Source organism: Leucobacter chromiireducens subsp. chromiireducens (genome assembly GCF_016758255.1).
Taxonomy (GTDB): domain Bacteria; phylum Actinomycetota; class Actinomycetes; order Actinomycetales; family Microbacteriaceae; genus Leucobacter; species Leucobacter chromiireducens.
Window position 1 is genome coordinate 409,757 of the sequence record NZ_QYAD01000003.1, and the last position, 26,069, is coordinate 435,825.

Consider the following 26,069-nt stretch of genomic DNA (forward strand, 5'->3'; position numbering starts at 1 on the left):
TGAGGCAAAATCCCAGCAGATAGGCTGACAGCATGCGCATCGCAACCTGGAACGTCAACTCGATCCGCACTCGATTCGGCCGTGTGGTCGATTGGCTCGTGCGCGAGGACATCGACGTGCTCGCCATGCAGGAGATCAAGTGCCGCCCCGACCAGTTTCCGGTCGAGGCGTTCGAGCAAGCGGGCTATCACCTTGAGATCCACGGGCTCAACCAGTGGAACGGCGTCGCCTTCGCGAGCCGCCACGAGATGACCGACGTGGCCCGCGAGTTCACTGACATGCCCGGCTTCGGCGCCCCCATCAAGGGGCAGGAGGCAGTGCAGGGCACGGGGCCGAACGGACTGCCGCTCGAGGCGCGCGCCCTCGGAGTCACCGTCGGCGATCTGCGCCTCTGGAGCCTCTACGTGCCGAACGGGCGCGCGCTGGGCGATCCCCATCTCGACTACAAACTTGCCTGGCTCGACGCGCTCCGAAAGGACACGGCGCAGTGGCTCGACGAGGATCCCGATCTGCCGCTCGCGCTCATGGGCGACTGGAACATCGCGCCGCTCGACAGCGACATGGGCGATCCGAGCTTCACGCTCGGAAAGTCCACGCACGTCTCCCCCGAGGAGCGTGCCGCGTTTGCTGCGTTCGCCCCGCACGTTGAGGACGTGGTGCGCCCCATCGCACCCGAGGGTTACACCTTCTGGGACTACAAGGCCGGCCGCTTCCCGAAGAACGAGGGCATGCGCATCGACTTCATCATGGGTTCGCGCGCGTTCGCCGACGCGGTGACGGGCGCCTCGATCGACCGCGAGGAGCGGAAGGGCGATGCACCGAGCGATCATGTCCCGGTGGTGTGCGAGATCGATCCGTCACTGCTCGGCGGGACCTTTGAGGACGAGTACGACCGCCCGATGGTCTTCTAGCGCGCGTGCGGAGCGCCCACCGTGTCGGTGGGCCTGCGTAGACTAGACGCATGGTCGAAACCCTGCGCGTCGCGTCCGTTAACGTCAATGGCATCCGTGCCGCCTACCGCAAGGGCATGGGCGAGTGGCTCGCGAATCGCGATGTCGACGTGCTCGCCCTCCAGGAGGTGCGTGCGCAGGATGAGCATCTCGAGGAGTACCTCGGCAGCCAGGGGTGGCACTGGTTGCATGACCCGTGCGACATCAAGGGTCGCGCCGGCGTTGCAATCGCCAGCCGTGTGCCCGCGACCGCGCACCGAGTGGGTCTCGGTGCTGCGGATCAGCAGGAGGCGATCCAGTCGTCCGGCCGCTGGCTCGAGGCCGACTTTGACTTTGGGGGCACCCCGCTCACCGTCATCTCGAACTACACGCACTCCGGCGAGGTCGATACGCCGCGGCAGGAGGCCAAGTGGGCGTTCCTCGACGCCATGGGCGTGCGCATGGACGAACTGGCCGCCGAGCGAGAATTCGTCACGATCGTCGGCGACTTCAACGTTGGGCACCGCGAGTTCGACATCAAGAACTGGAAGGGCAACGTGAAGCGCGCCGGCTTCCTGCCCCGCGAGCGCGCATACTTCGACCGTTTCTTCGGCGAGCGCGGCGCGACCATCACGGGCGTCGACGGCTCCGAGGGCACCGGCCACGGCTGGGCAGATGTGGGGCGTCGCTGGGCCGGCGAAGTCGATGGCCCGTACACCTGGTGGTCGAACCGGGGTCAGGCCTTCGACAACGACACGGGTTGGCGCATTGACTACCACGTCACCACCCCGCAGCTCGCCGAGCGCGTGACCGACTACACGATTGACCGCGCCGCCTCGTACGCCGAGCGCTGGTCCGATCACGCCCCCGTCGTGGTCGACTACCGCATCGGCGCGTAGCGCACCGCGCGGCGGCCACGCACTGCCCCGCTCCCCACAATTTTGCCCCTCGACTTTCAGGGAACCAGGAACTCATGAATGCCACGCCCAAGCCCGTCCTTTTCTCCGGCATGCAGCCGTCCAGCGACTCGCTGCACCTCGGCAACTACATCGGCGCGCTCAGCCAGTGGACGCAGATGCAGGAGGATTTCGATGCCTTCTTCTGCGTCGTGAACCTCCACGCCATCACCGTGCCACAGGATCCCGCCGAGCTTGCCGCACGCACCCGCCGTACCGCCGCCCAGTACATTGCCGCAGGCATCGATCCCGCGAAGTCGACGCTCTTCGTGCAGTCGCACGTGCCCGCGCACGCCGAGCTCGCGTGGGTGCTGAACACGCTCACCGGCTTCGGTGAGGCGAGCCGTATGACGCAGTTCAAGGACAAGTCGCAGCGCTTCGGCGCGGACACGGCGTCCGTGGGACTCTTCACCTACCCGATCCTCATGGCCGCGGACATCCTGCTGTATCAGGCGGCGTCGGTGCCCGTTGGGGAAGATCAGCGCCAGCACGTCGAGCTGACGCGCGATCTCGCAAACCGCTTCAATCACCGCTTCGGTGAGACGTTCGTGGTGCCCGAGGCGCAGATCCAGAAGGAAACGGCGAAGATCTACGACCTGCAGGACCCCACTGCGAAGATGTCAAAGTCCGCGGAAACCGAGGCCGGCCTCATCAAGGTACTCGACCCCGCGAACGTCACGAAGAAGAAGATCATGCGCGCGATCACTGACGCGGATGGCGAGATTCGCTTCGACCGCGAGGCGAAGCCGGGTGTCTCGAACCTGCTGACCATCTACTCGGTGCTGAGCGGGGAGTCGCTCTCCGCGCTCGAGTCGGAGTACGCGGGCCGCGGGTATGGCGATCTGAAGAAGGGGCTCGTCGACGTGGTCGAGGCGGGTCTCGGCCCCGTGCGTGAGCGCACCGAGGAGCTGTTGGCCGATCCGGCCGAGCTCGATCGCTTGCTCGCCGGCGCTGCCGAGCGCGCGAACGAGGTTGCGAACCGCACCCTCGCCTCGGTGTACGAGCGCATCGGCCTGCTCCGCTAGCCGGCAACAGTGTGGTGTCCGGGACTGTCTCGCCCGGCACCACAGCCAGCTCTACAGCAGATCGAGTTCCTGCGCGGTGCGCTCGATCCCCTCCATGCGCTCGCGCGCGGGAGCCCCGATTTTGGTGAGCGTCGCCTCGAAGAGCGCCTCGATGAGCGCCATCACCGGCACCACCGAGTCGAAGGGGCCACGCTCCGAGGCCATGCTGGTCAACACTGTGTCCGCGTCGCTCGCGCACGGCGACACCCACTTGTCCGTGATGAGCACCACAGTGGCTTTGTGGGCCTTCGCGTGCTGCACCAGGTGACGCGTCTCGCTCTCGTAGCGGCGGAAGTCGAACGCGATAAGCACGTCCTTCGCGTCGAAACCGACCACGGCCGCAGCCCGCACGCTCGCCATTTGGGGCACCATCTGTACGGCGCCCCGCAATTGCTGCAGACTTGCCGCAAGGTACTCGGCGAGGAACATGCTGTAGCGGCCGCCGACGAGCCAAATCCGGTGCTTGGGATCAGCGAGCGCACTCACCGTCGTCGTGAAATCGTGCTCCGAGAGCCCGCCGAATGTGGCCCGGAGATTCTCGACCGCGGGCTCGGCGAGCGCGGCCAGGTCGTCCGGGTGCGGCGGCCGCTGGTCAGCGTTCGTCCGCGCGTACAGTGACGCGGGCGACGCACTGCGCTGCTCAAGCTCTTCGCGCAGGGCCCGCTGAAAGTCGGGGAAACCGGCGTAGCCCAGCTTCGTGGTGAACCGGACCACGGTCGCACCGCTGACCCCTGCGATCTCCGCGAGGCCAGCCACACTCTCAAACCCAGCGGCGGGATACCCCGCGAGCAACGCGCGAGCCACTTTCCGCTCGCCCGGGGTGCATTCACCGAGCCGGTCACGGATGCGGGCGGCGGGCGAATCGCTTTCAGCCGCGCCGGGCAGCGGCTTGGACTCGTCTGCCATCCACCGCACTTCCCTCCGCGATCCTGCCTGTCTGGGAAACCCTATCGAGCCGAGCGAGTTCAAACAATCTCCGGGTTGGAGCCGATTTCGGCAATGAGCGTGGCGAGGAGCGCGACTCGCTGCGGGACTGAAGACAGGTCGAGCCACTCGGACTCCGAGTGGTCTCCACCCCCGACTGGGCCAAGCCCATCAAGAGTCGGCACCCCACGTGCGGCGATGCGGTTCGCGTCTGACACCCCGCCGGTGCGCGCGAGTCCCGGAGCGAAGCCGAGCGTCCCCGCGATAGCAACCGCGCGTTCTGCGAGCGCGAGCCCAGCCGCGCTCGCCTCCATGGGCGGGCAGTGGTCAATGCTCACGATCTCCGCGCTCGTCCCCGAGGTCTGTGTGGCCGCAACACGCGCGCGAATCTGTGCCAGCGTTGCGTCGAGGTCGGCGGCGACGGTCGCGCGGACCTCCACGTGCAGCGAGGCGTGATCCGGCACAATGTTGAGCCGGTCGCCGGCACGGAGCACGCCGACGTTTACGGTGACCCCCGCCTGCGGGTCTGCGAGCCCTTGGAGGAACAGCGTCAGGTGAGCCGCTTCAACGCCGGCGTGCGCACCGCGCTCCGGTTCAATGCCCGAGTGCGCTGCCTTTCCCCGGACCACGACCTCAAGGTCAGCCACGCCCTTCCGCGCGACAACCAGATCTCCGTTCTCGCGCGCGCACTCCATGCACAGCGCGGCATCGGCGCCCTCGCTCGCCACCCGCAGCACCCCGGCCCCAAACGGTGAGCCGATCTCCTCATCGGGCGTATACACCAGCACGAGTTCGCCGTAGCTCTCTTCGCCCAGCGCGATGAGGTGTTCGGCCGCGTGCAGGCTCGCAACCACACCGGCTTTGTCGTCCGTGACGCCCGGGCCGCGGCCATGCCCGCGCTCGTCCACCCGGAAGGGGCGCGCGGCTGCGTCACCGATCTCAAACACCGTGTCCATGTGGGCAAAGAGGACAATGCGTTTCGTCCCCGTGCCTCGCCGCGTTGCGACGAGCGCATCGCCCCACACTCCCGTCGGGTCGGAGTGGCGCACCACGCGGAACTCAAGCCGTGCGAGCCGGGCTTCCACCCAGTCCGCCACGCGCTTCACCCCTGCCGCATCGGTTGATCCCGAATCAATCCCGACGAGTTCGGCGAGGTCACGCTCGTAGTCTGGCTGCGCGGCGAGCGCTGACTCGGCGAAGCGTGCGGCGAGCGCGGCGGAAAGCTCAGGTGCGGAGGTGTTCATTGCAGATCTCGTTCCAAGTGCCGGGGAGGAGCCCCGGTCCGAGCGGATCGCTCAGACCTCAGGGGCGTGTGGGAGCAGGCGGTGGTGGTGTCCCCCGGCCTGGCTCAACGATGAGGCGCTGCGGGGAACGTCACCGGCACGAGAACACTATCCCGAAAAGACGCATTTATGAAATGAATGTTGCAGTTCTTGCAGTGAATGCGAATTTATGAAATGATTTCGATCACTTCATCGACGAGGCCTCGGAAAGGGAAACCGTGAACACGCACGCTCCAGCTGATCCACACACGGCTCCCGATCTTCCAGGCAACGACGCATCCGGCACGCTCGTACTGATCGGCGGCGCACTCGACGAGAGCACGGAGATCCTGTCACGCATCGTGCGGCTCGCGGATACTCGCCGACAGAGCGGTTCCCCGCGGATCGCAATCTTCACCACCGCCTCCGAGCCTGCGGCGTCGGCGGCAGTGGCAGCGGACCCGAGTCTTGAGAACGACGAGGCTGATGGCCGGTACTACGTCGAGCTGTTTGCGCGCCATGGCGCGGTTGGCGTGCCCATTCCCGTGGGCGTGAACCCGACCCCGCCGTACCCGGGCGCACCCTACTTCGCGGATCGCGCGAATGATCCCGCTGTCGCGGAGCTGGTGCGAAGCGCCGACGGCGTATTTCTCGGTGGCGGCGATCAGAACCACTATGTGCGCGCGCTGTTCCGCGCCGCGCCGGGCCATCGCGCCGCAGACGCGAAGCGCACGGAGACCCCCGTCCTCCTCGCGCTCCGCGAGGTGCTCGCGCGAGGCGGAGTCGTTGCAGGAACCAGCGCGGGGCTCGCTGTGCAGCAGGGTGCACACATGGTGAGCGGGGGTGCCGACATCCACACCGCGTGGACGCACGGCGCAGCACCCGGTTCCGACCTCACAATCGCGGGGTACGAGGCACTGAGCTACGACCTCGCGGGCGGGCTTGCACTCTTCCCAGAGGCTCTGCTCGACTCGCATTTCGCTGAGTGGGGGCGCCCCGCACGCGCGATTCGACTTGCTTACGACACCGAGCAGCCCGTGTGCATCGGCGTCGACGAGCACACCGCGCTTGTCTACGATCGCGCGAGCCGCCAGTCCGAGGTCATCGGCGCACGGGGCGTCTCGTTCCTCAACCTCGAGGGCGCCACGGGCCGCGGCGACGCGGTGCAGGGCGTGCGCTGGAGCTACCTCGTTCCGGGCGACCAGCACGACTTCACCACGAGCACGACGGCGCGCGGAGACCGTTCGGCTGAGCTCGAGCTCACCCCCACTCTGCACAACGCACAGACCGACCTCTGGGCAGACGACGGAAGTCGCCCGCTCCTCGCGCTCGCTCAGCGTCTGCTCGCATCGCGAGCGCGCACCGCAACAGGCGAGAGCGCCCGCGACCGCACTCCTCTCTACCGCACCACCCTGCAACGTGATGCGCGGACAACCGCGCTTCCCACCGGCGGCTTCGCCGATCTCATCATCTCCATTACTCCCACCCACCCGACTCACTAGGAGCCATCAATGACCACTCCAGCACCCTCTCCACGCCGCGCACGCGTCATGCGCCGCGTGGGTAGCGCAACCGCAGCGCTTGCGGTTGGCGCGCTTGTGCTTTCCGGCTGCGCTTCCGGCGATGCCGGCGGCGGGGACGAGGCGAAGAACATCGTCAACCTCGTCACCCCTGCACAGCCTGAAAGCCTTGATCCCCAGATCTCCACGGATTCGATCATGGGCGAGATCACCGGCCCGATCTTCGAGACGCTCGTCACCGCCGACGAGAACCTCCAGGTCCAGCCGATGCTCGCCGAGTCGTACGAGGTGAGCGACGACTCGCTTGAGTACACCTTCCATCTGCGTGAGGGCGTGAAGTTCCAAGACGGCAGCGACCTCGACGCAGACGACGTGGTCGCCTCCATGAATCGCTGGACGCGCGTGTCCGTTGCGGCCCAGGAGGCCTTCGCTGGCTCCGAGTGGACGAAGGTCGATGACTCGACAGTCAAGCTCACCGTCACCTCTCCGAGCTTCCTGCATCTGCTCTACCTGTCGCAGGTGTCGACCGCGTACCCCGCAATCCTCCCGACCGAGGTACTCGATAAGGTCGGCGACGGCCCCATTGAGGCGGTCGAGGACATCGTTGGGACCGGCCCCTTCCAGCTCACCGAGTGGGACGCTGATCAGAAGATCGTCATCACGAAGTGGGACGACTACCAGTCGGTTGACGCACCGTCGAGCGGCCGAGCCGGCGCGAAGGATGCGACGCTCTCGGAGGTGGTTTTCAACTTCGTTCCTGACGCATCAACCCGCACGATGGGTCTGCAGTCCGGACAGTATGACGCGACGACGGAGCTGCCGTTCGATAGCCTCGATCAGTTCGCTGACGATGAGAACCTGACGCTCGACACATACATGGTCGGCCCGATCAACCTCGTCTACAGCGACGACGCATCGAGCCCGTTCTCGAAGGTGGAGAACCGCCAGGCGATCAACACCGGCCTCGACCGAGACCCGATCATGCTCGCCGCGGTGGGGTCGAAGGATCTCTACGATCTTGTGCACCACAACATGACGCTGGGCCAGAAGGCGATCTGGGATACCGAGGTCGGCAAGGCCGATTTCAACACGGCAGACGTCGCACAGGCAAAGAAGATGCTCGCTGCGGGCGGGTACACGGGCGAACCCGTCACGGTGCTCGCGAACAAGGACTACTCCGAGGCGTACAACTCGGCGGTCGTAGTGGTTGAGCAGCTGAAGGGCATGGGCGTCGACGCCACCCTCGACGCGTACGAGTGGGGCGCGTTCAGCGAGAAGTACCGCGAACGCCGCGACGAGTGGGATCTTGTCGTCTTCCCGTTCGGCACCGAGCTCGATCCGACCCAGACCATCGGCTTCCTCCCGACGCGCGCCGGCTACTTCGATGGCCCCGAGCTGCAGAAGCTGCTTGCGGACTTCCGTGGTGCCCCGACGCAGGCCGAGGCAAGCGCGCTCTTCAGTGACATGCAGCAGTGGATCGAAGATACCCGCCCCATGAGCCGCATCGGTGACGCACACAACGTGTACGCCGCGAACAAGGATCTGGATCTCGCCTGGTTCGACGGCCACTTCGTGTGGTGGAACGCCCACTGGAAGAACTAGCGAAGCGCTCTTCCGCTCACGTGTGGCCGCGCTCTCCCGAGCGTGGCCACACGCACCCCCACACCCCACCTCGACACCGAATCCGGAACACCGATGCTTCGATTCATTTTCCGCAGACTCCTCAGCCTCATTCCCGTGCTGTTCGTGGTGTCGGTGGTGATTTTCTCCCTCATCCACCTCACACCGGGTGACCCCGCCCGCCGAATTCTCGGCGAGAAAGCGTCCGATGAGCAGGTCGCCGCGCTGCACGCCACCATGGGACTCGACCAGCCCATCGTGATGCAGTACCTCAAGTGGGTCGGCGGCGTGTTCACCGGCAACCTGGGTGACTCGTATTTCCTTCGCAAGAGCGTCGTCGAGGCGATCAGCGACAACGCCGTCCCCACCATTCAGCTCGCCCTCATCGCGATCATCGTCGCTGTCTTGCTCTCCGTGCCGTTCGGCACCATTGCCGCCCGGTACCGTGGCGGCAAGTTCGACAAGATGGTCACCGGCTTCACGCTGCTTGGCATGACCGTGCCCAGCTTCGTGCTCGCCATCGGCATGATGCTCCTCTTCGGCCTGACGCTGCGTTGGCTGCCCCTCTCCGGGTACGTGAATCCGTTTGAGAACTTCGGCGACGGCCTCAAAACGCTCCTCATGCCCGGCATCGCGCTCGGCGCGATCACCGCAGCGCTGATCACGCGCACCACACGCGCAGCCGTGCTCGATGTGCTCAACGCCGACTACATTGACGCGGCCCGCTCGCGCGGCGTTGCCGAACGGCGGCTCCTCTTCAGCCACACGCTCAAGAACGCGAGCCTGCCGATCCTCACGATTGTGGGCCTGTCCCTCGGCGGGCTCGTCACCGGCGCGGCGGTCACGGAAACCATCTTCAACATCCCCGGGCTCGGACAGTTGCTCGTCACCTCGATCTCGCGTCGCGACTACCCCGTGATCCAGGGCGTCATCTTGTTCATCACCCTGATCTACTTGCTCACCAACCTGCTGATCGATGTGCTGTACGGCATCGTCGATCCGCGAGTGCGCGTCGGAAAGGCCTGAGCGCATGACCGCAACCAGTCCCCAGAACCCGCCAGCCCCCAGTACGACCGTGCTGTCGATGCAGCCGGAGCAACCCAAGAACTCGGTGTGGCACCGCGTGCTCGCCAACACGGGCTTCATGGTGGGGCTTCTCATCATCCTCGCGATCTTCCTCATCTCGTACGTGCTGCCGCCGCTGCTGCAGCTCGACCCCTACGCGGTCGATCCCGCGAACCGTTTGGCGAAGCCGTCGGCCGAGTACATTTTCGGCACGGACAACTTTGGCCGTGACCTCTTCGCGCGCATCATCTCGGGCGCCGCCACCTCGCTGCTCGTCGGCTTCGTCGTCGCACTCGTCAGCGGGGTGATCGGCACACTGATCGGCATCCTCGCCGTGTTCAACTCGGTGCTCGACGCGATCCTGATGCGCATCTGTGATGGCCTGATGGCCATCCCTGCGATCCTGCTCGCCGTCGCCCTTGCTGCCGCGCTCGGCCCCAGCGTCACCAACCTCGTCATCGCCCTCGCGATCGTCTACACGCCAGGAATCGCACGCCTCGTGCGCGCACGCGCACTCGCTGTGAGCTCGGAAACGTTCGTCACGGCGAGCACCATGCAGGGTGGCGGAATGTTCCACATCATGCTGCGCCACATCCTCCCGAACGTCATGTCCGTACTCGTGGTCCAGGCCACATTTACGTTCGCGGAGTCCGTCATCACCGAGGCCGCAATGAGCTTCCTCGGCGCCGGCGTCCCCGCGCCGCACGCCAGCTGGGGCAACATCCTCTACGACGGGAAGTCCGTCATCATGCAGGCCCCGCAGATGATCCTCATCACGGCCGCGTTCCTCGTGATCACGGTGCTCGCCTTGAACCTCATCGGTGACGGGCTGCGCGACCTCGTTGACCAGCGCTCACGTTCCGCGCTCGGACGCCCCGGTATCTTTGCCCGCATGGTCTCCGTGTTCGCACCGGGACGCATGAAGAAGGAGTTCCAGGCATGACCGCCTCGACCGCCCCCATCGCCGGCCCCGGAGCCGGCGACGCATCCGCGCTTCCGCTCGAGATCGACCGTTTGACGCTGAACATTGACACCCCGCACGGCACCGTTCACGCGGTGAACAATGTGTCGCTCAGCGTGGAGCCCGGCGAGATCCTCGCGATCGTCGGCGAGTCAGGATCCGGCAAGACCCTCACCGCACGCGCGGTGCTGGGCCTCTTCCCGCCGCGCACCCGCCGCTCCGGTGTTGTGCTGCTTTCCGGCGAGGACGTGCTGACCGCTTCCCCCGCCGAGCTTCGTGAGCTGCGCGGCAACCAGGCCGCCATGATTTTTCAAGAGCCGTCCACGGCGTTGAACCCCGTGTTCTCCATCGGCTGGCAGCTCGAAGAAGGGCTGCGCGCGCACGGCATGTCCGATCGCACAGAACGGCGCACTCGCGCGATCGAGATGCTTCGCGCCGTCGGCATCCCCGAGCCCGAGCGCCGCCTGCACCACTACCCACATCAGTTCTCGGGTGGCCAGAAGCAGCGCATCGTCATCGCGATGGCGCTCGCCCTGCGCCCCAAAGTGATCATCGCCGACGAGCCCACCACGGCGCTCGACGTCACTGTGCAGGCCGAGATCCTCGACCTGCTCCGCGAGTGCCGCGATCAATTCGGCGCGTCCATTGTGCTGATCACCCACAACATGGGTGTGGTCGCTGACCTCGCCGACCGTGTGGCCGTGATGTATCGAGGCGACCTGGTTGAGGAAGCCCCGGTTGCCGAGCTCTTCGCGAATCCGCGCGAGGAGTACACGCAGCAGCTCCTCGCCGCAGTGCCGCGCCTCGGCGCCGGAGGACGCCTGACGGACAGTGTCCAGGAGCCATCGGCCGCACCAGCGGGAGCCGCAGCGGCAGAACCCGAGCAGGCGGTCACACTCTCATCAGTCGACGTCGTGTACACGAGCGGCTTCGGCACGCACCCCGTCCGCGCCGTGCGCGGGGTGGATCTCACCATCGCCCGCGGAGAAGTGCTCGGCCTGGTCGGAGAATCCGGCTCGGGCAAATCGACAATTGGCCGCGCGATCGGGGGTCTCGAAACCATCGGTGCCGGATCGCTGCGGGTGTTCGGCGCCGAGCTGACCCAGCTGAAGCGTCGGGAGCTCCGCGCGCTGCGGCGCCGCATCGGCTTCGTATTCCAGGATCCAGCGGCCTCCTTCAACTCCTTCATGACCGTCGAACAGTGCATTGCTGAGCCGATGCGAATCCATCGGGTAGGCGGCGGCAAGCGAGCACACCGAGCCCGAGCAATCGAGTTGCTCGACGCCGTCGAGCTTCCTGCCTCGTACGCCGATCGCTATCCGTTCGAGCTTTCGGGCGGCCAGCGCCAGCGCGTGGGCCTCGCGCGGGCGCTCGCTCTGGGGCCCGAGCTGGTCATCGCGGACGAGCCGACGAGCGCACTCGACGTGTCCGTGCAGGCAAAGGTGCTCGACATCTTCTCAGGGCTGCAGCGGGAGCTGGGCTTCGCGTCGCTGTTCATCAGCCACGACCTCGCCGTGGTCGAGATGCTCGCGCATCGCGTGGGTGTGCTGCGGCAGGGCGAGCTCGTGGAAATCGGCCCGACCGAGCGGGTGCTGCACGAGCCGCAGCACGAGTACACGCAGCGCCTCATCGCCGCGGTGCCCGTGCCCGACCCTGCCGTGCAGCGCCAGCGCCGCGCGGCAAGCGCCGATCCCGAGCATCCCATCCTGCTGACCGAGGAGCCCGCATGACCGCCCCGACCGCCCCGTCACACCCCCACCAGGTTCGAGCGGACCTCGTGCTGCTCGGCGGGCGGGTGCGCACCGGGCTGGGCCCGTCTGCCGATCTCCCCGAGCTGCAGGCCGTGGCGGTGAACGGCCGGCGTATCGCAGCGGTCGGCACGCGCGCTGAGGCGCACACCTGGGACACGAGCGACGCCACGATCGTTGAGCTCGGTGACGCCACGATTACCGCCGGCTTTGTCGACGCCCACGTCCACCCGCTCTCGGGTGCCGAGTCGCGCCACCGCGCGCTCATGCTTCATGAGTGCGAGAGCGTCGCCGAGGTGGCCGAGCGGATTGCCGCGTTCGCCGCGGATCTGGGTCCCGACGAGTGGGTGCGCGGCTTCGGGCTGTCATTCGACCTGTTCGTTGGCGAGGAACCCACCAACGAACCCTTCGCCGAAGCGTTTGGCGGCCGTCCCGGCTACCTGCTGCTCTTCGACGGCCACTCAGTGATCGCGAGCCCGCGCGCGCTCGAGCTCGCCGGCATCGACGGCCCCCGCGACTTCGGCAACAACTCCTCTATCGAGTGCGACGCGAACGGTGTGCCCACTGGCTACCTCATCGAGTCAGACGCCGAACTGCTCGTCACCGACCTCTACCCACGCATGCCATTCGCTGACCGCGTCGCCGCGGTGGGCGACAAGCTCGCCGAGTTCGCTGCATCCGGCTACACCTCGCTCCACCAAATGAACATGGAGGAGGGCGACATCGAGGTGCTGCGCGCGCTCGAGGAGGCGGGCGATCTCCCCGTGCGCGTGCGCGTCTCGCCGCTCTGGCGGGCGAGCGAGCCCTGGGCCGAAACGCTGCGGCGCATGATTGATCTGCAGGGCGTCGGCGGGCGACGCTGGCAGATCGAGGGCGTGAAGTTCATGCTCGATGGCAGCATCGACAACGGCTCCGCGTGGCTCTTCGAGGCCGATACCCGCGGCGGCGGGCTCGAGCCCTACTGGGTGCCCAGCGAGCTCTTCACGCAGACCATCCACGCGCTCGCTGCGAACGGGGTGCCGAGCGCAACGCACGCGATCGGCGACCGCGCAGTCGAGTTCGTGCTCGACACGGTTGCGTCGATCCCCGAGCAGCACCGCGGGGTGACGCACCGCATCGAACACATCGAGACCATCCCGGATCACCTCGTGCCCCGCTTCGCTGAGCTGGGAGTGCCGGCGAGCATGCAACCGATCCACGCGTTCACCCAGCGCCCTGACGGCTGCGACATGTGGACGACGCTGCTGGGCCGCGGTTCGGAGCGCGCGGCCCACGGCTGGCGCGTCGCCGACCTGGACGCCGCCGGTGCGATCGTTGCGCTCGGTTCTGATTGGCCCGTTGAAGAGTTCGACGCGCGACGCGTGTTCGCCGCGAACGTGACGCGCCGCAGGCACGGCTCGGATCGGCCGGCCGTCGACGCACACCAGGCGCTCTCTCCCGAGCGCACGCTCGTGGCGATCACGCATGGGCCGTGGGCTTCGATCGACCGTCCCAGCGACGGGGTCATTGCGCCGGGGGCGATTGCCGATCTCGCGGTGTTCCGAGATGACCCGCTCAGCGCCGCGCCCGAACGCTTCGCCGAGTCGGAGGTGCTGCTCACGGTGGTGAACGGCACCGTCTCGCACCGAGTACCGTAGCGAGCATGATCTCGCAGCTTCGCTCTGTCCGTTTCCTCGGGCAGGATGCCCCCGTCGACGTCGCGCTTGAGCACGGACGCATCGTCGGAGTGACGCCAGCGGGCACGACAGCCGAGGCCCCCGCGGGGATCGACGCCGACGGCCGATATCTCACCTCGGGCCTGTGGGACGAGCACGTGCACTTCGGACAGTGGGCGCAGCAGTCGAGCCGCTTCGACCTGGGTGCCACGGAGTCAGCGGCAGAGGCGCTCGAGCTCCTCGCAACTGGGCTGCGCGCGGACGAGGCTGCGCGCGCAGCGGCGGACGTCTCTTCGGCGCCCGAGTTCGTGGCCGTACGGGCGCGAGCCGGCGCGTGGACCACGGGAATCACCCGCGCGGCGCTCGACGCGCTCGCGGGCGAGCGACCACTCGTAGTGATCAGCGCGGACCTGCACGGAATTTGGTTGAACTCGGCCGCGCTCGCCGCGCGCGGGCTGCCCGTCGAGGGCGACGGACACATCGTCGAGGATGAGTGCTTCGCCCTGCTGCGCGAGATTGACTCGCTCGCGCCGACCGAACTCGACGAACTTGTTGCCCGCGCGGGCCGTGCAGCGGCCGCGCGCGGTGTGGTGGGCATCGTGGACCTTGAGATGCGATGGTGCATCGACGATTGGCTGCGTCGGGAGGCCGCCGGCTTCGATCTGCTCCGCGTTGAAGCGGGTATCTACCCGAACCAGCTCGAGCGTGCGATCGACGCGGGGTACCGCTCCGGTGATGCGCTCGGCAGCGCTGGGCGACTGACCGTTGGCCCGCTCAAGATGATCACCGACGGCTCGCTCGGCACGGGCACCGCCTGGTGCTGCGACCCGTACCCGTCGGGCGACCACGGGCGTTCGCTCGTCGCCGCCGACGAGCTGCTCGCCATGATGCGCCGTGCCACCGCGGCGGGGCTGGGCCTCACTCTGCACGCCATCGGAGATCGCGCCGTCGCCCAGGTGCTCGACGCATACGAGGCGCTGGGCCGTGGGGGCCGCATGGAGCATGCGCAGCTGCTCCGCACGGCGGACATCGCGCGCTTCGCGGAGCTCGGCATCACCGCGAGCGTGCAGCCCGAACACCTCGTCGACGATCGCGAGGCAACGGAGTTGCAGTGGCCGGGCCGAGCCGAGCGCACGTTCCCCCTGGCTTCGCTGCACGCGACGGGTGCGCACCTCGTGTTCGGCTCGGATGCCCCCGTGGCGGCACTCGATCCGTGGCGTTGGATCCAGGCGGCGGTGACCCGTGCCCGGCCGGGCGAGACGCCGTGGACACCGGCCGAGCGGCTCCCCGCCACCGTCGCACTCGCGGCGTCGATGCGGGGCGCGCTGCGCCCGGCGGTAGGCGATCCTGCCGACCTGGTGCTGCTCGACACGGACCCGCTGCGCAGCGATCCCGATCTGCTGTCCGAAACGCACGTTGCCGCGACCCTCCTGGGTGGCACGCTGACGCACCGCGCGCCAGAGCTCGCGCAGCGCTAGACTCAACGCCCGACGGACGCGGGCGGGCTAGTCGGCGGCCAACGCCGCCGCGATCAGCTCCGCGATGAGCCCCGGGTAGCTCAGGCCACGCGCCGCATACATGCGCGGTACCTGGGACTGCTCGGTCATGCCGGGCGCCGTGTTCACCTCGTTCAGCACCAGCCCGGCGGCCGTGTGGAAGAAGTCAAAGCGCGCCACCCCGCGGCAGCCGAGCGCATCGTAGAGCTGCGTCGCGGCCTGCTGCAGCGCGGCCTCCTCGGGTTCATCGAGCGGCGCGGGCACGGTGAACTCGGCGCTGCCGTCGTACTTCTCAGCCCGATCGAACACCCCGCCGGGCACCACGCCAATCTCAAGCGTTGCCCCCACGCGGAGCTCACCGGTGCGGTCGCGGAACACCGCAATGTCGATCTCGCGGCCGCGCACGTACTGCTCAATGAGCACGGGCTCCCCGAAATCGCGCGCCCCCTCGATCGCGTCGGCCAGCCCCGCGCGATCCGGCACCACGAACACGCCATTGCTTGACCCGCCATTCGCCGGCTTCACCACGAACGGCGGCTCGAGGTCGCGGGCGGTCTGCGGGACCGCCCCTGCGGCGAGCGCTGCATCGCGTGTGGGGGCGAGCATACCCGGCGCGACGCCGATCCCGAGCTCTGCCGCGAGGTGTTTGGTGGCTTGCTTGTCCATCCCGAGCGCTCCCGCGCGCACGGGCGACCCGGCGTCGGGCACGCCGCAGAGCTGCAAGAAACCAGCGACCGTGCCATCCTCACCGTTCACGCCGTGCAGCACGGGGAAGGCGACGTCGCACGCTGTGAGCTGCTGCACGACCTCGTGTGCGGGGAGCGGCCGGCCGGCGTCGTCGCACCAGGAACCCTCGGCGGTGACGGTGAGCGGCACGGGGATCAGTTCCAGTTCGCGCACCGCGCGCGCAACCGCGGCGGCAGAGGCGAGCGAGACGCTGTGCTCGTCGTTCGCGCCGCCCCCGATGACGGCGATGCGCGCGGGCTGTGGCCGGGTGCGGCCATCACGCGGGCGTCGCAGGGGTGCGGGGGTGAGCGGCTGGGTCATTGCGTGAGTCTCCTCAGAGTTGCGGGGTGTTGACGGTGTCGCGGGTGCGGGCGTCGCTGACGGCGTTGGCGGTATCGAGGGTGCGGCTGATGCGAGACGCGCGGCTGCCGAGGCGGGTGACGATCTCGTGTTCGATGGTGTGCGACCACTCGGCCCACTCGGCGACGGTGGGCTCACCGGTGTCGCCCGGCCCGAAGAGCGTGACGGCCTCGTTCGGCTCGAGCACATCGTCGCCGGTGTCGACTACCACCATGTCCATGGAGATGCGGCCGACGAGCGGCCGACGACGGCCGCGGACGAGTACCTCGGCCTTGCCCGAGGCCTCGCGCGGCAGGCCATCCCCATAGCCGACGGGGAGCAGGGCGAGGTGCGTGCGCCGCTCGGAGACAAAGTCGAGGCCATATCCCACCCCGGTGCCGGCACCCACCTCGCGCACGGACACCACCCGGGAGCGGAGCGTGAGCGCGGGGCGGAGCGCCGTGGTGCTGCGCGATGGGTCAATTCCGAAGAGCCCCGCACCGATACGAGACACGTCAAAGCGCGGCACTGCCCCCGTGAGCGTCGCCGCGGTGGCTGCGAGGTGCAGTGCACGGGGTGAGAGGCCTCGTCGCCCCGCGGTACGCGCGGCGTTCTCGAACACGAGACGCTCGCGGATGTTTTGCGGGTGCTCGGGATCATCCGCGCACGACAGGTGCCCCATGATGCCCGTGACCCGAATCGCCCCGATCGCCTCGTACTCGCGCGCGAGCGTGCACAGCGCCGACCACTCACGCGGCGGGCAGCCGTCGCGCGCCATGCCCACATCGGCGTGCAGGTGGACGCTGGCCCGTGTGCCCAGCCGGGCCGCAGCTGCACCGATGGCATGCAGGTGTTCGGCGCTTGGCACCGCGAGCTCAATCCGAGCGTGAATCGCCGCCTCGAAGTCGGCATCGGGCGTGTTCAGCCAGCTGAGCAGCGGCGCGTCGACGCCGCCCTCGCGCAGGGCCAGCGCCTCGGGCAGGGCTGCGACGCCGATCGAGCACGCGCCGGCTTCGAGCACGGAACGCGCGATCGCGCCGTGGCCGAACGCGTCCGCCTTGAGCACAGCCATGACACGGCCGCCGGTCAGCGCCGCAAAGGTGGCCGTGTTCTCTCGGATCGCGGCGTCGTGCACGATGAGTTCGGAGCCAGTGGGGTGCATGCGGATCAGTTTTCCAACGGCCGTGTTGCCACCCCGTATGCGGTTTTGCATACGCTCGCGATATGCGGCGGGCGGTCAGCAGCGCGAAGCTAGGCTGCCCGCATGACGACCTATCTCCTCGCGGGCGGGGGCACCGCCGGGCACGTGAACCCACTTCTCGCCACCGCCGACCGCTTGCGCACGCGCGCCGCCACCATCGTGGTGCTCGGCACAGCCGAGGGGCTCGAGTCGCGGCTCGTGCCCGAGCGTGGCTATGTGCTTGAGACGATCCCGCGTGTGCCGTTTCCACGCCGCCCGAACGTCGCCGCGCTGCAGTTCCCCGTCCGATTCCGCCGCGCAGTGACGCGCACGCGCGAGCTGCTGCGGGAGCGCAAGGTCGACGTGGTGCTCGGTTTCGGCGGCTACGCGGCGATGCCCGCCTACGTTGCTGCGCGCCGCGAGCGGATCCCGTTCGTGCTCCACGAGGCCAACGCGCGGCCCGGCCTCGCGAATGTGTGGGGTGCGCGCCACGCGGCGGCGGTCGGAACCGTCTTTCCGGACACTCCGCTGCGCGGTGCCCGCGTCGTGGGGATGCCGCTCCGCGCGGAGATCGAGACCCTGGATCGCGCGGCGGAGCGGGCGGCGGCGGCCCGCCACTTCGGGCTCGATCCGGATCGCCCAGTGTTGCTCGTGTTCGGCGGCTCCGCGGGCGCGCGCCGCATCAACGAGGCGCTCGCGGACACCTGGCCCGAGGTGATCGCCGCGGGCTGGCAACTCCTCCACGTGACGGGCAACGCGCGCGCCGAAGAGGTCGACGCAAGCGGTTCCCCGGACCGCGTGGTCATCCCGTATGCGGATCGGATGGATCTCGCCTACGCGGTCGCTGACCTTGTCGTGTGCCGCTCGGGTTCGGCGACCGTGAGCGAGCTCAGCGCGCTCGGGATCCCTGCTGTGTACGTGCCCTACGCCGTGGGCAACGGCGAGCAGGCGCTGAACGCCCGCGGCGTGGTGGCGGCAGGCGGGGCACGCCTGATCGATGACCGCGAGTTCACCGCGCGCGCGGTCAGGGAGCGCGTACTGCCGCTGCTCGGTGACCCCGCGGAGCGTGCCCGAATGACGGCCTCCGCCGCAGCGTTCGGCACCCGAGACGGCACTGATCGCCTGCTCGCACTCGTCGAACAGGCGATCAGCGCCTCAGCCTAGGCAGGCTCAGGGGACGAGGACTGCGCGCCCCGCAATGCGACCGTGGTGCAGGTCATCGAATGCCTGCACCGCGTCATCGAGGCCGTAACGCACCACCTCGACGCCGATCTTGCCTGCCTGCGCAAGCGCCACCACCTGCCGCATGTCGGCGCGGGTGCCGCCGTAGGCACGCTCGATGTTCACACCCCACGGCAGCGCGCTGTTGCCCGCGGTGTAGGTGAACGACCCCCCGCCGAGACCGACGAAGCGGATCGCGCCGCCGCCGCGCACCACCGCGAGCGCGAGGTCGACCGTCGGCTGCACGCCAACGAAGTCGAACACCACGTCAGCGCCCACCCCGCCGGTCTCGGCGAGGATTCGGGCCGCGGCCTCGCCATCGCTCGGAATCGCGAGGTCCGCGCCGTGCGCTTCGGCGAACGCGAGCTTCTCGGGATCGGTGTCGAGCGCAATGATGCGGGCGCCCGTGGTCGCCGCGAGGATCTGCAGCGCCATGTGGCCAAGCCCGCCCAGCCCGATCGTCACCACGGTGGCGTCGCCCGAAAGCCGATCGCGCACCGTGTTGATCGCGTGCATCGGGGTAAGCGCCGCGTCCGCGAGCGGCGCAGCCGCTACGGGGTCGAGCTCACCGATCGGGTCGAGGTGGTGCGCCCGCACCGCGATGTAGTCGGCCATGCCGCCCGGGCTCCCGATCCCGGGCGAGAGGGGCGCGAGCGAACCGCGAGGTGCAACCACCTCGCACTGGTTGTCGCGACCTGCGAGGCACTCGCGGCACTGCCCGCATGACAGGATCAGCGCGACGATGGCGCGCTGCCCCACTTCCCACCCCGTGACGTTCGCGCCGAGCTGCTCGATCGTGCCCGCAACCTCGTGGCCCAGTGTGCTGCCGATCAGCGGGTTCTCGTCGCCCATGCCGATGATGGAGATGTCCGAGTGGCAGACGCCGGCGCCACCAACGCGCAGCAGCACCTGATCCGGCTCGATTTCGGGAGTGGGCTTCTCCCGCACCTCAACGGTGTTGTTCTTGACATAGGTGACTGCTCGCATCGGTTCTCCTCCTGCGGCCACGGAAGGCCGCGACACTTGGGGCGTCGGAACGGCGTCCTCACGATCCAGGCTACTGGCGAGCGCTGCGAAAACTCTAGACTGTGTCCATGACCGACGACGCCGTCCGCCCCACGGCCGCGCCCCAGACCACACCACCGCTGCGGCAGCGCCCACCGTTCGTTGCCGTGCTGCGGCGGCTCCCGTTCACGGTTGCCCTCCTCGCCGCGCTGCTCGCGGTCGGCGCTGCCACCGGCACGCTACTCAGCCCCGTGGTCGACAAGCCCTGGTACGACCAGATTGCCACCGGCATTCCCGCGTTTGCGGAGGGACGCTGGTGGACCCTCGCGACCTCGCCGTTCTTCGTGGACCACCCGCTGGTCTACCTCACACTGTTGCCGCTCGTCGTTGGCGGTGTCGGCTGGGCGGAGTGGCGCTTCGGGTGGCTCCGCACGCTGGGGCTCTTCGCGGCCGGCCACGTGGTCGGCGTGCTCGGCGCTGCGGGGCTCCTCATGATCGTCGCGCAGACCGGCTGGCCCTGGGCCGTTGAGATCGCAAAGCACTCCGACGTCGGCCCCTCGTGCGGTGCGCTCGCCGCGCTCGTGTTCGCGATCGCGACGCTCCCCGCCCCGTGGCGCCTGCGCGCCCGCATCGCGGTGGTGATCTGGGTGGGGATCTCGCTGCTGTACCTCGGCCAGCTGCACGATGTCGAGCACGCTGTCGCGATGGTCGCGGCCCTCGCGGTGAGCGGGTGGCTCCCCGCGTTCCGCCGCCCCGCGGGCCGGCCGAGCGAGCGCGAGTGGCGCCTCATCGCGTTCTCGGGCCTCATCGCGATCGGTGTGATCCAGGTGATCGACCTCATCGTCCCGTACGACGGCCCACTCGGACAGAACCAGCCGATCGCCTCGTTCGTCGACGTTGCGATCGACGTGGCGGTCATCGCGATCATCGCGAACGGAGTGCGCCAGGGCGTGCGGCTGGCGTGGATCGGCGCGATCATCCTCGCGGTGTTCAACATCGCGGTCGCGGCGCTGGCGTTCGCCGCACTGAAGCTCTTCGTCGCCCTCGAGCTCATCGACTCGGTGGGCGAGTATCTCGGCGGGCTCATCGCGCCCGCCGCACTGTGGGCCGCGTTCCTCGTGGTGATCATCATCGGCCGCGGCGCATTCCGGGTACCGCTGCGTCGCTCGCGACGCACGCTCGCGGCCGAGCACCTCACCACCGAGCAGGCGACCGAGCGCCTGCAGCGCTTCGGCGGCGGCACGATCTCGTGGATGACCACCTGGCGCGGCAACCGGCACATCGCCGCGGGCACGGGCGCGATCACGTTCCAACCGCACGCGGGCGTGGCCATCATGCTCGGGGACCCGATCGTGGCGGCCGGCGAGCAGCCCGCGGCCTTCGCGGAGTTTGAACGGGTTTCGCAGCGCGCCGGGCTCATCCCGTGCGCCTTCTCCGTGAGCGAGGCGGGCGAGCGTGCAAAACCCGCTGGGTGGCGCTCGGTGGTGATCGCCGAGGACACGATTGTCGACCTCCCCGGGCTCGCCTTCACAGGCAAGGCCTGGGGCGCGGTGCGCACGGCGATCAACCGCGCGAACCGCGAGGGCATCTCGTTTCGCATGGTGCGGCTCGCCGACGAGCCCTGGAACGTGCTCGCGCAGGTGCGCGCCATTTCCGAGCAGTGGACGGGCGACAAGGGGCTGCCAGAGATGCGGTTCACGCTCGGGACGGTCGATGAGGCGCTCGATCCCGCCGTGTACGTCGGCATCGCGGTCGACGCAGACGGGAGCCTGCACGGCATCACGTCGTGGCTGCCCGTGCACGGACCCGCAGACCCGGCGACGGGTGAGCCCCGCGTGGTCGGTTGGACCCTCGACCTCATGCGGCGACGCGATGGCGGGTTCGGGCCGGTCATGGAGTTCTTGATCGCATCGGCCGCGCAGCACTTCTCTGAGGCGGGCTTCGAGTTCCTCTCGCTTTCCGGTGCGCCCCTCGTGCGCTCGGCGGAGGCCGCGGCCGGGCCGGTTGACCAGGTGCTCGACCAGGTGGGGGCACTCATCGAGCCGCTGTACGGCTTCAAGTCGCTGCACCGCTTCAAGCAGAAGTTCAACCCCCGTGCGGCGCCGCTGCACCTCCTCTTCCGCGACGAGGGGGACCTCCCGCGGATCGGGATCGCGCTCACGCGCGCGTACCTCCCCGACGCGTCGCTGCGCGATCTGCTCGCGTCGACGGCCGCCGCGAAACCGGCTCCGGCTGCGGCCGGGGAGGGCGCCCAATGAGCGCCGCACCCCCGCGCGAGCGCGGACCGCGCCGATCTTTCGGCCGCACGCTCGGCACGACGCTCAGCGTGGGCGGCGAGATCCTCGGCATCGGCGCCCAGATCGTACTGATCTGGCTCGGCTGGCTGCTCCTGTGGGGGCCCGAGGACGGCTTCGACCTCGGGGCGATGCTCACCTGGTGTTTGGTGGCCACGCTGTACCTGTCGCTCACCATCTTCGCCCTCAACATTCTGGTGCGGGTCGGTGACCCGAACCCGGCAGCAACTCGAGTGCTCGTTGGCCACCCACTCACCCGGGCGCTCTCGACGCTCATCTCACTCGGTGCGAGCGCGGTGGGGCTGAGCGTCGCCGTCGACCTCATCACGAGCATCGGGCAGGATCAGCACGAGCCGGTGAGCGAGTTCATCGCGGTGTGGGCGATGCTGCTCTCGTGGGCGATGTTCAACTGGGGCTATGCGCGCGTGTATTTCTCCCGCTACCACCGTGCGGCGTCTCCCCCGCTCGAGTTTCCGGGGACGCCCGACCCACGCCTCGTCGACTTCGTGTACCTCGCGTTCACCAACGCCACCACGTTCGCCGTCTCCGATGTGAAGGTGGTGGATTCGCGCATGCGCTGGACCATCGTTTGGCACACCACACTCGCGTTCTTCTTCAACGCGCTCATCATCGTGCTCACGATGAACGTGATCGCGAACGGCAAGCTCTTCGCCCAGCTCTTCGCGTAGCGCCTCGCGGTGACGCCCGCGCAGATATTCCCGAAAACACCCGGTTCCGCCACCGGCGGACAGGCGGACCCCGCACTGGTCACGCACCACGCAACGGGGTACGATGAGTCCCGTGTTCCGGGGTCGGTGTGATTCCGAACCGGCGGTGACAGTCCGCGAGCTCCACTCCGTGGGGTTGACTTGGTGAAATTCCGAGACCGACGGTGATGGACGGGGGTTCCCGTTCGAGTCCGGATGAGAGGAACGCGCAGTCGCGGCGACCCCGCGACCCCGCGCGCACCCGGTACGCAGGAAGTAGCGGACGGGATGCTGGAGCAGGAGCTCATTGAGGCGGGGATGCGACGCGCACTCGCCATCGCGACCCGCGGCCCTGCGCTCGACGCAAATCCTCGCGTCGGCTGCGTTCTGCTCGGACCGGACGGTCGCATCGTCGCTGAGGGCTGGCACCGCGGCGCCGGCACCCCGCACGCGGAGGTGGATGCGCTGGCGCACCTCCCCGCGGAATGGCAGGGCCGGATCTCGGAACTCACCGCCGTCGTGACGCTCGAGCCGTGCAACCACACGGGACGCACGGGACCGTGCGCCGTCGCGCTCGTGGAGGCCGGAATCGGCGCCGTGGCGTACGCGCTCGGCGATCCCGGTCAGGCGTCTTCGGGTGGCGCGGCAACGCTGCGCGCCGCTGGCACTGAGGTGCGCGGCGGTGTGCTCGCCGGAGAGGCACGTACGCTGCTTGCCGGGTGGCTCGGCCGCCACGCAACGCAGGCCGCCGCAGCTCAGACGGACACCGCCGCCGAAACGCCGCTGCCGCGCCCGCGGGTGACCGTGAAGTGGGCGCAGACGCTCGATGGTCGCGCCGCAGCCGCCGACGGCAGCAGCCAGTGGATCACGGGGGTCGACGCGCGCGGCGACGTGCACCGCCGACGCGCCGAGGCCGACGCGATCCTGGTCGGCACCGGCACGCTGCTTGCCGACGATCCGGCGCTCACCGCGCGTGCCGAGGCCGGTGGCCTGCTCGTTCCTGCGGCAGAGCAGCCCGTGCCCATCATCGTTGGCCACCGTGAGATCCCGGCGAACTCACGGGTGCGCGAGCACCCGGCCCTGGCCGCCCGCGGGCTCGCGGCCCCGATCCGCATCTCGGGCGATGATCTTCCCGCCGAGCTTGCGGAGCTGCACGCAGCAGGGATCCAGCACATCTTCGTGGAGGGCGGGCCGCGCGTCGCGAGCGCGCTCATCGCTGCCGGGCTCGTCGACGAGGTGCTCGTGTACCTCGCACCGGCGCTGCTCGGTGGGCCACGCCTCGCGATCGGCGATCTCGGCATCTCGTCGATGACCGGCATCACCCGTCTTCGCGTCACACACATCGCGCAGCTCGGCGCAGATCTACTCGTCAAGGCCGCCATCCAGCCGGCCGGGGAAGGAAACTGATGTTCACAGGACTCATCGAGGAGATCGGGGAGATCGTCGCGGTCGACCCCGTCGGCGATTCGCTGCGCCTCACGATCGCGGGCCCGCTCGTCACGAGTGACGCCGAACACGGCGCGTCCATCGCGGTATCCGGCGTGTGCCTCACCGTGATCGAGCAGGGATCCGCCGCCGATGGCCGCGGCACCTTCACCGCCGATGTGATGGCTCAGTCCATCAAGATGTCGACGCTCGGCGAGCTCGCCGCAGGCAGCGCCGTCAACCTCGAGCGCGCGGTACGCGTCGATACCCGTCTCGGCGGTCACATCGTCCAGGGGCACGTCGACGGGACCGCCGAGCTCATCTCGACCACCCCCGCGGAAGCCTGGCGAGTGCTGCGCTTCAGTCTCTCCCCCGAGCTCGCCCCGCTGCTCGTCGACAAGGGTTCGGTGACGCTCTCGGGCGTCTCCCTCACCGTGTCCGCGATCTCTGCGCCGGAGGCCACGGAGGCGTGGTTCGAGGTGTCCCTCATCCCCGAGACGCTCGCAGCGACCACGCTCGGTGCGCTGACTCCGGGTGACCGCGTCAACGTCGAGACCGACATCCTCGCGCGCCACGTCGCGCGCATGCTGCGCCTGGGCGTTGTGCCCGCAGCCCCTCAGACCCCCGCGGCCGCTGCCGTCGCCACCACCATCGAAGGATCACACGCATGAGCACCACCGACACCGCAGCGTCTCGCACCCCGGGCATCGCCAGCATCGAGGACGCCATCGCGGCCATCGCCGCGGGCCGACCCGTCATCGTCGCGGACAACGAGAATCGCGAGAACGAGGGCGACGTCATCATCTCGGCCGAACTCGCGACGCAGGAGTGGATCGCCTGGACCGTGCGCTGGTCGTCCGGCCTGCTCTGCGCACCGATGACCAACGCGGTGGCCGATCAGCTCGATCTGCCCATGATGGTGGAGCGCAATGAGGATGCCCGCGGCACCGCGTACACGGTCACCGTCGACGCCACCGAGGGCATCACCACCGGCATCAGCGCGAGCGACCGCATGACCACGCTCAAGGCGCTCGCGAACGCCGACGCCGTACCCGGCGACGTGCGCCGGCCGGGTCACATTCTGCCGCTGCGCGCGGTCGACGGCGGCGTGCGCGCCCGCGATGGGCACACCGAGGCGGCCGTTGAGCTCATGCAGCTCGCAGGCCTGCGCCCGGTCGCCGCGATCGCGGAGATCGTGGCGGAGGATGGCGAGATGATGCGCCTGCCCGGCCTCATCGAGCTCGGCGCACGCGAGGGCGTGCTCGTCATCACGATCGAGCAGCTCATCGCCTACCTGAACGAGCACGATCCGGCCGGCGCCCCGACGGGTGCGACGCGCAACCGCAGCGTCAGTCTTCGCGCGAACACGCTGCTGCCCACCGAGCGCGGCGATTTCCGCGCACTCGCGTACCGCGACCGCCGCGCCGGTATCGATCACATCGCGCTCGTTGCGCCGACCCCGGACGGGGCGATGCCCACGGGCGAGACGCTCGTGCGCGTGCACTCGGAGTGCATCACCGGCGAAGCCTTCGGCTCCCTCAAGTGCGAGTGCGGGCCGCAGCTCGATGCCGCGCTCGATCGCATCCATGAGCGCGGTGGCGTGGTCGTGTACCTGCGCGGGCACGAGGGCCGCGGCATCGGCCTGGCGAACAAGCTGCGCGCCTACCAGCTGCAGGAGCAGGGGGTCGACACGCTCGACGCCAACCTGCAGCTCGGGCTCCCCGCGGACAACCGCGACTACACCGCTGCAGCCGAGATCCTCGCCGATCTCGGCATCGACCGAGTGCGCCTGCTCACGAACAACCCCGACAAGGTGGCACAGCTCGAGGCGCACGGTATCGACGTGGTTGAGCGCGTGCCGCTCGTCGTCGGCGTCACCGAGCAGAACGTCGGCTACCTGAACGCGAAGCGCGACCGAATGGGCCACCAGCTGCCCGACCAGGTCAGCTAGTCCCGACGCACACGATCACCC

Annotated in this window: 21 protein-coding genes and 1 riboswitch; of the genes, 16 read left to right on the top strand and 5 right to left on the bottom strand. The window is 68.8% G+C overall.

Annotated elements, in window-relative coordinates; all coding sequences use genetic code 11:
- Positions 1–32: 32 nt before the first annotated feature.
- The 3 genes from D3226_RS10565 (at position 33) to trpS (ending at position 2,910) form a co-directional block, all read left to right on the top strand.
- A complete protein-coding gene (locus D3226_RS10565) occupies positions 33–911 on the top strand; it encodes an exodeoxyribonuclease III (RefSeq protein ID WP_202382490.1) in 879 nt (292 codons plus the stop codon).
- A gap of 50 nt (positions 912–961) precedes the next feature.
- On the top strand, positions 962–1,828 hold the full coding sequence (locus D3226_RS10570; protein ID WP_202382491.1) for an exodeoxyribonuclease III: 867 nt from the start codon (positions 962–964) through the stop codon (positions 1,826–1,828).
- Between the two features lie 74 nt (positions 1,829–1,902).
- Complete coding sequence (gene trpS / locus D3226_RS10575) at positions 1,903–2,910, top strand: tryptophan--tRNA ligase (protein ID WP_202382492.1); 1,008 nt, start codon at positions 1,903–1,905, stop codon at positions 2,908–2,910.
- 51 nt (positions 2,911–2,961) lie between these two features.
- Here the strand turns inward: trpS and D3226_RS10580 are convergent, their stop codons facing one another.
- Together D3226_RS10580 and D3226_RS10585 are read right to left on the bottom strand one after the other, a co-directional pair.
- Positions 2,962–3,855: a MurR/RpiR family transcriptional regulator gene (locus D3226_RS10580; RefSeq protein WP_202382493.1), complete on the bottom strand. Its 894-nt coding sequence runs from the start codon at positions 3,853–3,855 to the stop codon at positions 2,962–2,964.
- 59 nt (positions 3,856–3,914) lie between these two features.
- Positions 3,915–5,117: a M20 family metallopeptidase gene (locus D3226_RS10585; RefSeq protein ID WP_202382494.1), complete on the bottom strand. Its 1,203-nt coding sequence runs from the start codon at positions 5,115–5,117 to the stop codon at positions 3,915–3,917.
- Positions 5,118–5,374: 257 nt separating this feature from the next.
- On the opposite strand from D3226_RS10585, the gene D3226_RS10590 reads away from it, so the two are divergent.
- The 7 genes from D3226_RS10590 to D3226_RS10620 all read left to right on the top strand — a co-directional run bounded on the left by D3226_RS10590 (position 5,375) and on the right by D3226_RS10620 (position 15,182).
- Positions 5,375–6,637 (top strand): cyanophycinase, encoded by a 1,263-nt coding sequence (locus D3226_RS10590; RefSeq protein ID WP_202382495.1) that lies wholly within the window; start codon positions 5,375–5,377, stop codon positions 6,635–6,637.
- 9 nt (positions 6,638–6,646) lie between these two features.
- Positions 6,647–8,257 carry an ABC transporter substrate-binding protein gene (locus D3226_RS10595; RefSeq protein WP_202382496.1) on the top strand — a complete coding sequence of 537 codons (1,611 nt, stop codon included), beginning with the start codon at positions 6,647–6,649 and terminating at the stop codon, positions 8,255–8,257.
- A 93-nt stretch (positions 8,258–8,350) separates the two neighbouring features.
- Entirely contained in the window at positions 8,351–9,301 is a 951-nt protein-coding gene (locus D3226_RS10600; RefSeq protein WP_202382497.1) for an ABC transporter permease, read from the top strand.
- A 4-nt stretch (positions 9,302–9,305) separates the two neighbouring features.
- Positions 9,306–10,283 carry an ABC transporter permease gene (locus D3226_RS10605; protein ID WP_202382498.1) on the top strand — a complete coding sequence of 326 codons (978 nt, stop codon included), beginning with the start codon at positions 9,306–9,308 and terminating at the stop codon, positions 10,281–10,283.
- Complete coding sequence (locus D3226_RS10610; protein WP_202382499.1) at positions 10,280–12,031, top strand: dipeptide ABC transporter ATP-binding protein; 1,752 nt, start codon at positions 10,280–10,282, stop codon at positions 12,029–12,031. The genes D3226_RS10605 and D3226_RS10610 overlap by 4 nt, the downstream gene beginning before the upstream one ends.
- The gene (locus D3226_RS10615; protein WP_202382500.1) at positions 12,028–13,686 is read left to right on the top strand and encodes an amidohydrolase; all 1,659 of its coding nucleotides are present in this window, start codon (positions 12,028–12,030) and stop codon (positions 13,684–13,686) included. Before D3226_RS10610 ends, D3226_RS10615 begins: the two co-directional genes overlap by 4 nt.
- Before the next feature lie 5 nt (positions 13,687–13,691).
- Positions 13,692–15,182, top strand: coding sequence for an amidohydrolase (locus tag D3226_RS10620; protein WP_202382501.1), 1,491 nt, complete (start codon positions 13,692–13,694; stop codon positions 15,180–15,182).
- A gap of 27 nt (positions 15,183–15,209) precedes the next feature.
- On the opposite strand, the gene D3226_RS10625 is transcribed toward D3226_RS10620, so the two are convergent.
- Both D3226_RS10625 and alr read right to left on the bottom strand, forming a co-directional pair.
- Positions 15,210–16,247 (bottom strand): D-alanine--D-alanine ligase, encoded by a 1,038-nt coding sequence (locus D3226_RS10625; RefSeq protein WP_202382502.1) that lies wholly within the window; start codon positions 16,245–16,247, stop codon positions 15,210–15,212.
- Between the two features lie 13 nt (positions 16,248–16,260).
- On the bottom strand, positions 16,261–17,427 hold the full coding sequence (alr, locus tag D3226_RS10630) for an alanine racemase (protein WP_202382503.1): 1,167 nt from the start codon (positions 17,425–17,427) through the stop codon (positions 16,261–16,263).
- A gap of 102 nt (positions 17,428–17,529) precedes the next feature.
- Between alr and murG the strand changes: the two genes are divergently transcribed.
- The gene (gene murG, locus D3226_RS10635) at positions 17,530–18,609 is read left to right on the top strand and encodes an undecaprenyldiphospho-muramoylpentapeptide beta-N-acetylglucosaminyltransferase (protein WP_202382504.1); all 1,080 of its coding nucleotides are present in this window, start codon (positions 17,530–17,532) and stop codon (positions 18,607–18,609) included.
- A 6-nt stretch (positions 18,610–18,615) separates the two neighbouring features.
- Here murG and D3226_RS10640 read toward each other — a convergent pair whose 3' ends face one another.
- Positions 18,616–19,653 (bottom strand): alcohol dehydrogenase catalytic domain-containing protein, encoded by a 1,038-nt coding sequence (locus tag D3226_RS10640; RefSeq protein WP_202382505.1) that lies wholly within the window; start codon positions 19,651–19,653, stop codon positions 18,616–18,618.
- Positions 19,654–19,760: 107 nt separating this feature from the next.
- Between D3226_RS10640 and D3226_RS10645 the strand changes: the two genes are divergently transcribed.
- The 5 genes from D3226_RS10645 (at position 19,761) to ribA (ending at position 26,048) form a co-directional block, all read left to right on the top strand.
- Complete coding sequence (locus D3226_RS10645; protein ID WP_202382506.1) at positions 19,761–21,929, top strand: bifunctional lysylphosphatidylglycerol flippase/synthetase MprF; 2,169 nt, start codon at positions 19,761–19,763, stop codon at positions 21,927–21,929.
- Positions 21,926–22,654: a DUF1345 domain-containing protein gene (locus D3226_RS10650; RefSeq protein ID WP_202382507.1), complete on the top strand. Its 729-nt coding sequence runs from the start codon at positions 21,926–21,928 to the stop codon at positions 22,652–22,654. The genes D3226_RS10645 and D3226_RS10650 overlap by 4 nt, the downstream gene beginning before the upstream one ends.
- A 109-nt stretch (positions 22,655–22,763) precedes the next feature.
- A riboswitch (FMN riboswitch) is annotated at positions 22,764–22,904 on the top strand.
- 56 nt (positions 22,905–22,960) lie between these two features.
- Positions 22,961–24,079 carry a bifunctional diaminohydroxyphosphoribosylaminopyrimidine deaminase/5-amino-6-(5-phosphoribosylamino)uracil reductase RibD gene (gene ribD / locus D3226_RS10655; protein ID WP_202382508.1) on the top strand — a complete coding sequence of 373 codons (1,119 nt, stop codon included), beginning with the start codon at positions 22,961–22,963 and terminating at the stop codon, positions 24,077–24,079.
- Positions 24,079–24,768 carry a riboflavin synthase gene (locus D3226_RS10660; protein WP_202382509.1) on the top strand — a complete coding sequence of 230 codons (690 nt, stop codon included), beginning with the start codon at positions 24,079–24,081 and terminating at the stop codon, positions 24,766–24,768. The genes ribD and D3226_RS10660 overlap by 1 nt, the downstream gene beginning before the upstream one ends.
- Positions 24,765–26,048, top strand: a complete 1,284-nt coding sequence (ribA, locus tag D3226_RS10665; RefSeq protein ID WP_202382510.1) for a GTP cyclohydrolase II — start codon at positions 24,765–24,767, stop codon at positions 26,046–26,048. Before D3226_RS10660 ends, ribA begins: the two co-directional genes overlap by 4 nt.
- Positions 26,049–26,069 lie beyond the last annotated feature (21 nt).